Origin of the sequence: Streptomyces sp. NPDC004266 (assembly GCF_042874095.1) — a bacterium.
GTDB lineage: Bacteria > Actinomycetota > Actinomycetes > Streptomycetales > Streptomycetaceae > Streptomyces.
Map to the genome: position 1 here is coordinate 422,908 of NZ_JBIAMM010000006.1, position 12,256 is coordinate 435,163.

The following is a 12,256-nucleotide window of genomic DNA, read 5'->3' on the forward strand; positions in this document are numbered from 1 at the left end:
GCCCGGTTCCGGCCAGTCCCTCATGTCTGTCGCAGCGCGCGGGGCCCCGCAAGCGGAGAGCGGCCGATCGGGTCGCGACGGCGAGCGACTTGAACGCGTTCAAGAAAGGCCCTACGCTCGACTTGCCAGTTGAACGCGTTCAAGTGGGGGTGGCGTCGTATGACCGCGCTGTCGGTCCTGGTGGATCCGGTCGTGATGATCGGCATGTTCTGGGTCGTCCCGACGGGGCTCGCGCTTCTCGACGGCCCCCGGCCGCCCGGCTGGGACCCGCTCCGGCGCGCCTGGCCCCTGCTCGCCGTCCCCGGTGCCCTGGCCCTCTGGCTGCCCCGCTCCCCGGCCGCCGCCGCGCTCGCCGCGGTGTACGCCCTCGCCACCCTGGCGCTCGCGCTCCAGGCCCCGGCCCGGCTGACGCTCACCCGCTCGCTCCGGCCGAGCGAGCTCGCCGTCGTCTCCGCCCTGACGGCCCCGTCCGTCGCCGGTCTGGCGCTCGTCGCCGAGCGGGCCTCGTACCCGCTGTTCGGCTTCGACCTGGACGTCCTGGCGCTGACCGTCCCGCACTTCCACTTCGCCGGCTTCGCCGCCGCCCTGGTCGCCGGGCTCGTCAGCCGCACGTCCGACGGTCCCGCCGCCCGCTTCGCCGCCCTCAGCGTCCCCGCCGGCACCCTGCTCGTCCTGCTCGGCTACTTCGTCGGCGACTGGGCCGAACTCGCGGGGGCCGTCGTCCTGACGGCCGGCATGGCAGCGGTCTCCGTGCTGACCCTGCGGGAGCGCCGCGACCTCGCCGCCGACCGGCTCACCCGCGGCCTCCTCGCCGTCTCCGCCCTCGTCCTCGTCGCCACCATGCTGCTCGCGCTCAGCTGGGCGCTGGGCGAGGCGACCGGGCTTCCGCACCTCTCCCTGACCTGGACGGCCGCCACGCACGGCCTGGGCAACGCCCTCGGCTTCGCCGTCTGCGCGCTCCTCGCCCGGCGCCGCCTCGCGACCGACCGCGTCTCCCGACCCCTCCCGCCCCTCCCGCACCCGCCCCGAACGGAGCTCCCGGCATGACCCGCCTCACCCACGACCTCTCCCGCCCCGCGCCGCGCCGCCCCGCCCTCACCTACCGCGAGGTCGGCGCCACCCGCACCCCCGAGGCGCTCCCCGCCGACTACCACCACCTGCGGCACAGCACGGTCGTCGGCCACGGCAGGGCCGCCTTCGAGACCGCCGGGGCGGCCGTCACCACCTGGCGGATGCACCGCGCCTCCGGGGCGCGCGTCCGCGCCGACGCCGGCCGCGCCGAGCCCGGCGTCCGGCTGGAGGTGTCGCTGGGCGCCGGCCCGCTCCGGCTCGGCGTCCCCTGCTCGGTGATCTGGACGGCGTACGAGGAGAACCGCACCGGCTTCGCCTACGGCACCCTGAGCGGACACGCCGAGTGCGGCGAGGAGTCCTTCGTCGTCGCGCTGGAGCCGGACGGCACGGTCCGCTTCACGGTCACCGCCTTCAGCAGGCCCGCCACCTGGTACACCCGGCTCGCCGGGCCCGTGGTCCCGCGGCTCCAGCACGCGTACGCCCGCCGGCTCGGCCGGACGCTCCGGCGCCTCGTCAAGGCGTGACCCCGGACCGATACTGGAGGGGATGGAGTGGTTCACCGCGCCCGACCACTGGCTGAGCCGGATCGTCTTCCAGCGGGGCCTCGCCGGGCTGTACTGCGTGGCGTTCCTGTCGGCAGCCCTGCAGTTCCGGGCGCTGATCGGGGAGCGCGGCATGCTCCCCGTGCCGGAGTACGTGCGCCGGACCCGTCCGCGCCACACGCCCTCCCTCTTCCACTGGCGCTACTCCGACCGGCTCTTCGCCACCGTCTCCTGGTCCGGCGCCGCCCTCGCGCTCGCGCTCGTCGCGGGCGTCGGGGACGCCGTGCCCCTGCCGGTCTCGATGCTCCTGTGGCTGGTGCTCTGGGCGCTCTACCTGTCGATCGTGAACGTGGGTCAGACCTGGTACTCCTTCGGCTGGGAGTCCCTGCTCCTGGAGACCGGGTTCCTCGCGGTCCTCCTCGGCAACGACGACACGGGCCCGCCGGTCCTCATCCTGTTCCTGCTGCGCTGGCTGCTCTTCCGCGTCGAGTTCGGCGCCGGACTCATCAAGATCCGCGGCGACCCGTGCTGGCGGAACCTGACCTGCCTCTACCACCACCACGAGACCCAGCCGATGCCCGGCCCGCTGAGCTGGTTCTTCCACCACCTGCCCCGCCCGCTGCACCGGGTGGAGGTCGCCGCCAACCACGTCGTCCAGCTGGTCGTGCCGTTCCTGCTCTTCACCCCGCAGCCGGTGGCCACGGTGGCGGCCGGTCTGATGGTGGCCACCCAGCTCTGGCTGGTGCTCTCCGGCAACTTCGCCTGGCTGAACTGGATCACGATCGTGCTCGCCCTGTCGGTCGTGGACGCCTCCCCGCTCACCGGCGAGCACCCACAGCCGGATCCGCCGCTCTGGTACGTGGTCGTGGTGGTCGCGGCGACCGCCTTCGTCCTGTTCCGGAGCTACGGCCCGGCGCGCAACCTGCTCTCCCGGCGCCAGGCGATGAACCGCTCGTACGACCCGTACCACCTGGTCAACAGCTACGGCGCGTTCGGCACCGTCGGCCGGATCCGGGACGAGATCGTCGTCGAGGGCACCGACGACCCCGCACCGCACCCGGGCACGGTGTGGCGCGAGTACGGCTTCAAGGGCAAGCCGGGCGACCCTCACCGGCTGCCCCGGCAGTTCGCCCCGTACCACCTGCGGCTCGACTGGCTGATGTGGTTCGCCGCGCTCTCCCCCGGGTACGCGCGCGCGTGGTTCGGGCCCTTCGTCGAGCGGCTGCTCGACGGCGACCGGGACACCCTGCGACTGCTCGCCCACAACCCCTTCCCGGACGCCCCGCCGGCCTTCGTCCGTGCCCGGCTGTACCGCTACCGCTACACGACCTGGCGCGAGCTCCGGACCACCGGGGCCTGGTGGCACCGGACGCTGGTGCGGGAGTACCTGCCGCCGACCCGGCTGCGGGAACCCACGGGCACCTCCCGCTGAACGCACCGGTGCCCCCGGCGGGGAACGGCCGGGGGCACCGGGGTGAAGCGGGTGGATCAGTCGATGCCGGGCAGGATGTGGGGCTCGGCGAGGTCCTCCTCGTAGCCCGCGAGCCGGATCGGGGCCGCGTGGGCCCACACGTCGAGGCTGCCCAGCTCGCCGTTCCGGCGCGGCCGGTCGTTGCGTTCGGCCGGTCGCGGTTCCTGCTTCGTCAGTTCGGGTGTCACCGCGCACTCCTTTGTCGCGTACCTGTGGGACAAGTGCCGGTCGGTCGCGGTGGCGCCGTTCGTGGCGGGACCGCGGCCTTGGTGGCAGGCCTGTCCCAGGAAGGCCGTGAAGACGGTGTGTGTCCTCGGTGGCCGACCGTGGGCATCAGATTAACCAAATGAGCGCCCCCGCGCTCTACCGGGCTCCAAAGTGTGACGCAATCGGGTGAAGCAAGACGGAAAAACGCCCCATCAGGCCGATGGGGCGCTCTTGCCGGAACCGTGGAGCCGCCCGCGAGGGGGCGGCGTCCGGACCGCCGTCCGCAGGGGCGGCAGCCGGGCGGTCTACCAGTTGGCGGGGGCGTAGTCCTTCAGGAAGCAGCCGTAGAGGTCCTCGCCCGCCTCGCCGCGCACCACGGGGTCGTACACGCGGGCCGCGCCGTCGACGAGGTCGAGCGGGGCGTGGAAACCGGCCTCGGCGAGGCGCAGCTTGTCGAAGTGGGGACGCTCGTCGGTGATCCAGCCGGTGTCGACCGAGGTCATGAGGATGCCGTCGGTCTCGAACATCTCCTGGCCGCTGGTCCGCGTCACCATGTTCATCGCGGCCTTCGCGGCGTTGGTGTTCGGGTGGCCGGCGCCCTTGTAGCCGCGGCTGAAGACGCCCTCCATCGCCGACACGTTCACGACGTAGGCACGGCCGCTGGCCGCCTTCTTCGCCGCCTCGGCCATCGACGCCCGCAGCTTGCTGATGAGAATGAACGGGGCCGTGTAGTTGCAGAGCTGGGTCTCCAGGAGCTCCACCGGGGAGATCTGCTCGATGCTCTGCACCCAGGTGTTCGTCTCGACGACGTCCGGCACCAGACCGCCGGCGTCGATGGCGGTGCCGTCGAGGTGCTTGGCGATGGTGGCGTTGCCCGCGACGAGCGCGAGGTCGGCGACCTGCTGGGCCTCCAGGTCGCGCACGCCGGCGGGAAGCTCGGACGAGCCGACGAGCTCGCCGACCGCGCCCGAGTTGAACGCGCCGATGACGTGGTGGGCGGGGAGCTCACCGGCCGGCAGCGGGGCGTCCTCGCCCTCGACGAGGGCCGCGTAGGCGGAGGGCAGCCGGCGCACGGTCTGCGTGGCGTTGTTGATCAGGATGTCCAGCGGACCGGCCTCGGCCACCTGGTCCGCGAGGGCCACGGCCTGGGCCGGGTCGCGCAGGTCGATGCCGACGACCTCCAGGCGGTGCATCCAGTCCGCGGAGTCCTCCATCGCCTTGAAGCGGCGGATGGCGTCCTTGGGGAAGCGGGTGGTGACGGTGGTGTGGGCGCCGTCGCGCAGCAGCCGCAGCGCGATGTACATGCCGATCTTGGCCCGGCCGCCGGTGAGCAGCGCGCGCTTGCCGGTGAGGTCGGCGCTGGCGTCGCGCTTGGCCCGGTTCAGCGCCGCGCACGGCTGGCAGAGCTGGTGGTAGAAGTAGTCGACCTCGACGTACCGCGTCTTGCAGACGTAGCAGGAGCGAGGACGCTGGAGTATCCCCGCGATCCGCCCCTCCTCGGTGACCGAGGTCGGCAGGAGGCCCTCGGTCTCGTCGTCGATGCGCTGGGCGGAGCCGGTGGCCGTGGCCTCGGTGACCGCCTTGTCGTTCGCGGTCTTCGCGGCCCGGCGCTCCTGGCGGCGGCGCTGCTTCACGGTCCGGTAGATCCCGGCGGTGGCGCGCCGGACGGTGATCGCGTCCGGGTGGTCGACGTCTATCTTGTCGAGCTCGTCGAGGACGCTCAGGCAGACGGCCAGGCGCTCGGGGTCGATGCCCGGCCCGTATTCCTGGTTTTCTTCGGTCACCGTCATGGCCTTCGGGTTCCTCGTTCGCTCGTACGTCGCCGCTCGCGGGCTTTCGAAAGTGCAACTTTACGGAGCGGGGGGCCGCGCCTCCAAACCCGTTCGGGGGGCGTGGTCGAAGACACAGTCGCCGCACAGCCCGCCGCCCGGGACGCGGTAGTAGAGGCAGCAGCTGGTGCGCCTCAGCCGGGGGCCGCGGACCGTCCCGGCGAGGTCCGGGTGGTCGAGGAGGCCGGAGACCAGGACGGCGGCCCGCTCGGCCGCCTCCGGCCGTCCGTGGGCGCGTGCCCATCGGGTCAGCTCGCGCAGGGCGCCGGCGAGGGCGGAGCCGGCGTTGCCCCACAGCAGACGCGGGGAGACGTTCCCGTCGCGGCGCAGTGCCTCGTGGAGCGGGACGAGGTGGGCCTCCTGGACGGCCGCGCGCAGCTCGGCCACGGTCGCGGGGCGGGTCCCGGAGCCTTCCCAGCACAGGTCGTCGGGCGAGGTCAGGGCCCCGTCCCAGGAGAGCTCGGCGGGGTCGAGGGCCGGGAAGCGGCCGTGGAGCGCTGCGGGGCCGAGGGCCACGGACCAGAGCCGGGCGGCGAGGCCGAGGTGGGCGACGGAGGCGCCGACGCGCCGCTCGGAGACGCCGAGCCGGGCGGTGACGTGGTCCACGCGCGCGGTGAGGGGGCCGCCCTCCCCCGCGTACAGCCGGGCGAGCGGGCGGTGCGCGCCACCGGTCGCGGGGGCGGTGGTCCGCAGGGCGAAGAAGCCGCCCGGCGACCCGCTGTCGCCGCTCGCGCCGAGTCCCATGCCCACGCCCCCCGCCCCGGAGTCCTGTCGTCGGCCCCCACCGTAACTTCTCCGGACTTCCCCGAGGCTCCCGCACAGCCGTCGCGAGGGACCGTAAAGGCCGCTTTGCACCCCTTCCGACCTGCGCGGTTGTACACCCCGAGGCGTACGCGGGGGCCGCGTACTGCGTCGGTGGTACCCGGGAAGACGTCCCCTGGTACGACGACGCGGACGGCCTGGAGGAGAGATCGTGGAAGGTATGAGTCCACTCGTGCTGTCCGTCGCCCTGGCCCTGGCCTCCGCGGTCGCCTACGCGGCGGCGGCGATCGTGCAGGAGCGCGTCGCGGCCTCCGCCGCGGGTCCGCGCTACGCGCCGCTGCGCAGCGCGGCCTGGTGGGTGTCCGTCCTGCTGAACGGCGTCGGCGCGGCCCTGCACGTCGCCGCCCTGGCGTACGGGCCGCTCAGCCTGGTCCAGCCGCTGGGCGCCCTGACGATCGTCTTCGCGCTGCCCATGGCGGCCCTGTTCGTCGGCCGCCGGGCCGGGCGACGGGCCTGGCGCGGCGCGCTGATGGCCACGGCGGGCCTCGCCGGGCTGCTGAGCCTCACCAGCGGCGCCGAGGCCGGGTCCCCGGACGACGGGGAGCGGTGGCTGCTGGCGGGCGCCGCCTTCGGCGCGGTGGCCGTCCTGTTCACGGCGGCGCGCCTGGTGGGCCGGTCCGTGCTGCGCAGCGTCGTGCTCGCCGCGGCGGCGGGCGTCTCCTTCGGCATCGCCTCGGTCCTCACGAAGGCCGTGGCCGAGGAGTGGACGCCCCGGGCCCCGCTCGCCGAGTGGACGGGGCTGCTCGTCCTCTCCGTGTTCGCGGTGACCGGCCTCCTGCTCTCCCAGGCCTCCTACCGGGGTGCGGGGCTCGCCGCCCCGCTGGCCACCGTCACGGTGGTGAACCCGGTGGTCGCGGCGGCGGTGGGCCTGACGCTGTTCGGCGAGAGCTTCCGGTACGGCACGGCGGGCACCGTCGCCGCGCTGCTCTGCGGCACGGTCGCGGCGGCCGGCCTCGTCCAGCTCACGCTGGACCGCATGGCGGTCCCGCAGGAGCCGCCGTCGGCGTCGTCGACGGACTCCCCCGCGTCAGACGGAGACTCCCCGCGCCCTGAGATACGCCAGGGGGTCGATGTCGGAGCCGTACCCCGGACCCGTCCGGATCTCGAAGTGGAGGTGCGGTCCCGAGCTGTTGCCGGTCGATCCTGAGCGCGCGATGCGCTGCCCCGCGTGCACCCGCTGGCCCTCGCGGACGGCGAGGGCGGAGAGGTGCGCGTACTGGCTGTAGCGGCCGTCGTCGTGGCGCAGGACGATCTGGTAGCCGTACGCCCCGCCCCACCCGGCGGAGACGACCCGGCCGCCTGCCACGGCCTTGACCGAGGTGCCGGTGGGCACGGGGAAGTCGACCCCGGTGTGGTAGCCGCTGGACCAGGAGGAACCACGGGTGCCGTACCGGGTGCCGATGTCCGCGGAGACGGGTGCGGAGTAGCCGTCCCCGGACGGCCTGGCGGCGGGCTTGGACACGGGCTGGGCCTTCGGCGCGGGCCGGGGCCTGGGCACGGGCTTGTGGCTCGGCTCGGTGGTGCGCTTGGCGGGCTTCGGGACGGGCTTGACGGACTGCCGCTTCGGGGCCGCCTCGGGCTTGGCGGACGGCTTCGTGGCGGGGTTCTTGGGGGGCGCGGCCTTGGCGGGGCCGGGGGGCGCGGCCTTGAGCGACCGGGCGGCCTTCGGAGAGGAGGCCGCCTTCTCCGCCGCCTTGCCGTGGGCCTTCTCCGCCGCCTTGCCGTGGGCCTTCTCCGCCGCCTTGCCGTGGGCCTTCTCCGCCTTCTTGGGCGCCGTGATGCGCAGGGTCAGGCGCTGGCCCGGGTGGATGAGGTCGGGGTCGTCGCCGACGACGGACCGGTTGGTCTCGTACAGGCGCTGCCAGCCGCCCCTGACGTGCTCGTCACGGGCGATCTCCGACAGGGAGTCGCCGGGCGTCACGGTGTACATCTCGCGCACGGTGGGCACGGTGGTCGGGCTCACGCTGCGGACCGTGTGCTCGGGTAACGCCCGCTGCCCGGGCAGGGACGCGGTGCGGACGTCGTTCCCGCCACCGGCGGACTCGGCGGCCGTGGCGCGCCCCGGGGCGACGTCGGGCGACTCCCCTCCCCCGGCGAGCCCCGCCCGGGGGCCGCAGGACGGCCACGCTCCGGGCCCCTGGCCCTTCAGGACGCGCTCGGCGATCGCGATCTGCTGGTCCTTGGAGGCGAGGTCGGCGCGCGGCGCGTAGTGCGTGCCGCCGTACCGCTCCCAGGTGGACTGGGTGAACTGGAGGCCGCCGAAGTAGCCGTTGCCCGTGTTGACGTGCCAGCTGGAGGAGGACTCGCAGGACGCGACCTTCTCCCAGACGTCGAGCGAGGCGGCGTGCGCCGCGCCCGCTCCGATCAGCGGCAGCGCCATGCCGGCGCCTCCCGCCGTGACGGTGAGCGAGGCACGGTTGATCCGGCTCGGCTGGTGGCGGCGGTGACGTCCGCGTACGGCCATGGGCCCCCCTTGAACACAGCAGCAGCCGTCCAAGTTAGGGGTTGGGCACGCTCCGTGACAAGGGTCGCGCGGAAGCCCGAGCCTCTTCTGTCACCTCCGCTTCGACTCCGGCCCCCCGTCGGCGGGCCCGGGTTCGGGCCGGGGCTCGGGGTCCGGTACGGGCCCGCCCGGCTGGGGAACCGGCGGAGGCGCGGGATCCGGAGGGGCCGGCACCGGGTTCGGCGGGGGCACCGGCGGCGGCGAGGGAACCGGGGGCGGGATCGGCGACGGGGGCAGCGGATCGGGGAAGGGGTGGGTCATCACGGACCTCCCGGTGGACGGGGCCCCTTCACGGGGTCTCCCCCTCCAGGGTCGCCCCACCGCCCCGGCCACGCCCTCCGGGTCGCCGGGCCCCTCACGGAGAGGACCCCGGCGACCGGCGGTCACCGGGGCCCCGAAACGGCCTCGATCCGGGCCTCTCCGCCGCTCAGACGGAGGCGGGCACGGCGTGCGGGGGACGCACCGTGTCGCTGCCGGGCACGGGAGCGGACGCGTCGCCTCCCAGCTCCACGATGCGGTTGTCGCCGTCGACGTGCACGACACGCGGCACGAAGGCCCGCGCCTCCGCGTCCTCCATCTGCCCGTAGCTGATGAGGATCACCAGGTCGCCGGGGTGCACGAGGTGGGCGGCGGCGCCGTTGATCCCGATGACGCCGGAGCCGCGCTCGCCCTCGATGACATAGGTCTCGAGACGGGCCCCGTTGTCGATGTCGACGATGTGGACCAGCTCACCGGGCAGCAGGTCGGCCGCCTCCATCAGCTCCGCGTCGACGGTGACCGAACCGACGTAGTGCAGGTCGGCCTGGGTCACGGTGGCACGATGGATCTTGGACTTGAACAGAGTACGCAGCACTTGGGACTCCTCTAAGACGGCTCCCTGCCTGCTTTGTGCAGGTCAAGGGCGGTCTCGACTGTACACCGGGACGCGCCGAACGATGTTTGTGAGGAACATCGCTCCGGTCGGGCTGGACGGCTTCCCACCTGGGGTTTCGCGCCGCACCGGCGCCTGTGGGGACGATCGGCCCGGAACGCGCGGGGACTCATACTGACCGGATGCTGGCTTTCCTGATGAGTCATCAGGAAAGCGAGGGTTCCTCTACACACGGATGACGTGCGCCCACGCACTATCGAACTGTCGGGCACCGACATCGCTCTGGTGCGTGGAACACGGCCCCTTCGGCCCTGGATGCGGAAGCGTGGACGGGCACGGCTGCCGACGTTGCCGCAGGCGAGCAGGACTGAGCGCATGGGATGCGAACGTCTATTCCACGATCAGGAGGACCCATCGGCACGCGGCCAGTGCGCGACGCGATGGCGCAGAACAGCAGGATCTCCCACGGCGTGGTCATGATGGAACCGGACGACGGCTGGCACCCGCGCAACCCGACTCTCGAGGAGGTCCACGCACCAGGGCTCGTTGCTCGCGCCGAAGGGCGAGAATCGTCGCATGGTTCGCTCGTTCTCCCGCAGCCCTGTCTCCGGCCGCAAGGATGCAGGGCGCCTGCGCAGCCAGGCAGCTGAGGCCAAGCACACCGCCGCGATGCGGGCGGCCGGATACGAGCCGCTGGAACCCTATCCCGGGAGCGGGCAGCCGTGGCGGCCCCGGCGCCTGGCGTGCGGAAGCATCATCTCCCCGAGACCGTCGTACCTCAGCGCCGGCCGGGTCGGGTGCACGGAGTGCGCGAAGGAGAGTCGCCGGGCGATTTTCCAGGAGCGCGCCGGTGGGGCCGAGCGGGCCGAGGCGGACCTGCGGTCGGTCGGCCTGGAGCCGCTGGAGCCCTACCCCGGTAGCGGGAAGCCGTGGCGCTGCCGCTGCACCGCGTGCGGGGCCGTCGGCACACCGCCGCTGTCCGCGGTCCGGAACCTGATCCAGGACACGGTCGCTTTCGCCCAGCCAGAGGCTAAGGGCCCGCCCGCGGGAGCGGGCTTGCTCGTACCGTCGGAGATGCGCCTCTCCTTGCTCGATCGCCTCCGGCAGGCGCTGGACGCGCCTCCCCTTCGTCCGGGCCCGGGTCCTCGCCGCCTCGTCCAGCTTCTTCCGCATCTCTGCGCGTCTCCGTTGTGCCTGCCTCAGGTCGTTCGCGGAGGGCGCCTGCTGCTCGACGGTCGATCGGCGCACAGTGGGCGGCGTGATGGCCGGCACGCGTGGCAGTCCACCGCCGTAGGCCTGGTGGGTCTTCTCGGCCTCGGCCACCGCCCACTGCTGCAAAGCGAAATCCGAAGCCGGCTCGGCGGCTCCAAGGCGGTTCAACACCCGATCCAGATACGGGAGGGGCCTGCCCAAGTGAGTGACGATCAGGACGCTCAACAACGGGCGGCCGGGAACCCGCGGCTTGTCCACCGCGACCAGCAGCTCCTGGCGTCTGGGGTCCGGCAAGCCGTGGACCCAGCTGCCGAGCCTCCCAGCCAGCTCGTTCCACGTAATCGTGGCCCCCTTCGCCGCAACCTCCTCCAACACTTTCCTGAGCATGTCCGCCGGCCTTCCCGGTGTGGCCTCCGGCGCCTTGGACTCGCTGGACACCGGCCCCGGAGTCCGCTCACACATGTCGGAGGCGCGAGGCGCCGGGACCTGCTTCTCGTCGAGCGCGACGCTGGGACGCCACAGACCGGTGCGCTCCGCTTCCAAACTGCCGAGCTTCGTGAGGGCATCGGCCCGGATCGCCCACGGAGAGCTGTTTCCCCCGACGACGTCCGTGACCAGCAACCGAACCGAGCCCGCGAGGCGGTAGACGTGCTCGTCCCCGGGAGCCGGCACCGCGTCGGGCAGAGACAGGTGAGCCCGGACTATGCGACTGCCCGCCGGTTTGACGAAGCCTGGGACCAAGTACCGACCGGCCATGGTGAGAGGCGACGAAACCGGGGATGCCGACTCGGTGTCCACGGCGAACACGACCTGCCCGCCGGACAGGGGGAGGCTGCCGGGGAACGGTTCCCCGCCGGTACCGTCGTCGCGGACCACTCCCTTGGCGCGCAGTTCTTCGAGTGCGGGAGTGACAAGGCCGCTGCCGGTCATCCGGCACTGTTCCAGGGGATCCCAGGCCGTCTTCTTTCCGTTGGCCAGAGTACCGATGGACACACGACGGTCACTTCCCTCGGTCACGCACCGCACGAGCAGCGCGTATTCGCGCCGCGCCACCATGTCGCGTGCGAGCGCGTCGTCCTGGCCGAAAACCCACTCGATATGGCCTTCCTTCGCGCCCAGGCTGTTCGCCGCCTTGCGCCAGCTCCGGTAGTCCTCGGAGTGGAGCTCGAACCGGAGATGCATGTTCGTGCGACGCAGCCGAAAGTCCACAGCATCACCGTGGCAGTGCCCAAGTGTGCGCAGCTCTCCCTGAACCTCGTGCCCCTGTGTCGCCAGCCAGCGAGTGACATGAGCCTTGACGAACAAATGGTCGGCGCTGTCCGCGCTGTGGGTGGTCCGGTGGCACTCCCCACGGCCGGGATTGGCTTCGTGGGCGAAGTGGCAGACCCTGGTCACGTACCGCTTGGGGCGCAGTGGCTCTCCACAGCCGCCGAGGAGCGTGCCGCACCAGAAGTCGCCCCTTCCGAACTGACGGAGAAACTCGTCGAGGTTATGCGGCTGTTCAGGAAGGATCACCGGCTGGTCCGAGTCGCGGCCTCCGATGACCGCGGTCTGGATGAGACGGGTGTCGATCTGGCTCAATTCTGGATCCTCCGGTGAACATGTGACACCACCGCTTCACGCGATATGGAGTGAGAAGAATTCTGGCATGCGCGCATCGGCCGCACCGCATGTCCTGAATGCGGAAAACCCGGCTCAATACAGAACTCGGGGTGCTCGGAGCCGTTC

Annotated in this window: 10 protein-coding genes; 4 read left to right on the forward strand and 6 right to left on the reverse strand. The window is 72.7% G+C overall.

The window, feature by feature from the left end:
• Positions 1 to 168 precede the first annotated feature (168 nt).
• The 3 genes from ACFYUZ_RS17960 to ACFYUZ_RS17970 are packed head-to-tail and all read left to right on the forward strand — an operon-like array spanning position 169 to position 3,045.
• Positions 169 to 1,047, forward strand: coding sequence for a YndJ family protein (locus ACFYUZ_RS17960; protein WP_389310308.1), 879 nt, complete (start codon positions 169 to 171; stop codon positions 1,045 to 1,047).
• A complete protein-coding gene (locus tag ACFYUZ_RS17965) occupies positions 1,044 to 1,595 on the forward strand; it encodes a DUF1990 family protein (protein WP_389310221.1) in 552 nt (183 codons plus the stop codon). The genes ACFYUZ_RS17960 and ACFYUZ_RS17965 overlap by 4 nt, the downstream gene beginning before the upstream one ends.
• Before the next feature lie 22 nt (positions 1,596 to 1,617).
• Entirely contained in the window at positions 1,618 to 3,045 is a 1,428-nt protein-coding gene (locus ACFYUZ_RS17970; RefSeq protein ID WP_389310223.1) for a lipase maturation factor family protein, read from the forward strand.
• A 56-nt stretch (positions 3,046 to 3,101) separates the two neighbouring features.
• Here the strand turns inward: ACFYUZ_RS17970 and ACFYUZ_RS17975 are convergent, their stop codons facing one another.
• The 3 genes from ACFYUZ_RS17975 to ACFYUZ_RS17985 form a co-directional block, all read right to left on the reverse strand.
• Positions 3,102 to 3,272, reverse strand: coding sequence for a hypothetical protein (locus tag ACFYUZ_RS17975; RefSeq protein WP_185094709.1), 171 nt, complete (start codon positions 3,270 to 3,272; stop codon positions 3,102 to 3,104).
• Positions 3,273 to 3,596: 324 nt separating this feature from the next.
• Positions 3,597 to 5,081, reverse strand: a complete 1,485-nt coding sequence (locus tag ACFYUZ_RS17980; RefSeq protein WP_389310225.1) for an SDR family NAD(P)-dependent oxidoreductase — start codon at positions 5,079 to 5,081, stop codon at positions 3,597 to 3,599.
• A 60-nt stretch (positions 5,082 to 5,141) separates the two neighbouring features.
• The gene (locus tag ACFYUZ_RS17985) at positions 5,142 to 5,864 is read right to left on the reverse strand and encodes a (2Fe-2S)-binding protein (protein WP_389310227.1); all 723 of its coding nucleotides are present in this window, start codon (positions 5,862 to 5,864) and stop codon (positions 5,142 to 5,144) included.
• Positions 5,865 to 6,102: 238 nt separating this feature from the next.
• Here ACFYUZ_RS17985 and ACFYUZ_RS17990 point away from each other — a divergent pair, with 238 nt between their 5' ends.
• Positions 6,103 to 7,089, forward strand: a complete 987-nt coding sequence (locus ACFYUZ_RS17990) for a DMT family transporter (protein ID WP_389310229.1) — start codon at positions 6,103 to 6,105, stop codon at positions 7,087 to 7,089.
• Here the strand turns inward: ACFYUZ_RS17990 and ACFYUZ_RS17995 are convergent.
• The 3 genes from ACFYUZ_RS17995 to ACFYUZ_RS18005 form a co-directional block, all read right to left on the reverse strand.
• Positions 6,970 to 8,406: a peptidoglycan DD-metalloendopeptidase family protein gene (locus tag ACFYUZ_RS17995; protein WP_389310231.1), complete on the reverse strand. Its 1,437-nt coding sequence runs from the start codon at positions 8,404 to 8,406 to the stop codon at positions 6,970 to 6,972. The genes ACFYUZ_RS17990 and ACFYUZ_RS17995 overlap by 120 nt on opposite strands.
• Before the next feature lie 466 nt (positions 8,407 to 8,872).
• The gene (panD, locus tag ACFYUZ_RS18000) at positions 8,873 to 9,298 is read right to left on the reverse strand and encodes an aspartate 1-decarboxylase (protein WP_389310233.1); all 426 of its coding nucleotides are present in this window, start codon (positions 9,296 to 9,298) and stop codon (positions 8,873 to 8,875) included.
• A 492-nt stretch (positions 9,299 to 9,790) separates the two neighbouring features.
• Positions 9,791 to 12,109, reverse strand: a complete 2,319-nt coding sequence (locus ACFYUZ_RS18005; protein ID WP_389310235.1) for a hypothetical protein — start codon at positions 12,107 to 12,109, stop codon at positions 9,791 to 9,793.
• Between the last annotated feature and the right edge of the window lie 147 nt (positions 12,110 to 12,256).

Excerpts from the sequence above, each read along its gene's own strand:
- ACFYUZ_RS17965 (WP_389310221.1), top strand. The coding sequence starts at position 1,044 with ATGACCCGCCTCACCCACGACCTCTCCCGCCCCGCGCCGCGCCGCCCC.
- ACFYUZ_RS17970 (WP_389310223.1), top strand. The coding sequence starts at position 1,618 with ATGGAGTGGTTCACCGCGCCCGACCACTGGCTGAGCCGGATCGTCTTC.
- ACFYUZ_RS17980 (WP_389310225.1), bottom strand. The coding sequence starts at position 5,081 with ATGACGGTGACCGAAGAAAACCAGGAATACGGGCCGGGCATCGACCCC.
- ACFYUZ_RS17985 (WP_389310227.1), bottom strand. The coding sequence starts at position 5,864 with ATGGGACTCGGCGCGAGCGGCGACAGCGGGTCGCCGGGCGGCTTCTTC.
- ACFYUZ_RS17990 (WP_389310229.1), top strand. The coding sequence starts at position 6,103 with ATGAGTCCACTCGTGCTGTCCGTCGCCCTGGCCCTGGCCTCCGCGGTC.
- ACFYUZ_RS17995 (WP_389310231.1), bottom strand. The coding sequence starts at position 8,406 with ATGGCCGTACGCGGACGTCACCGCCGCCACCAGCCGAGCCGGATCAAC.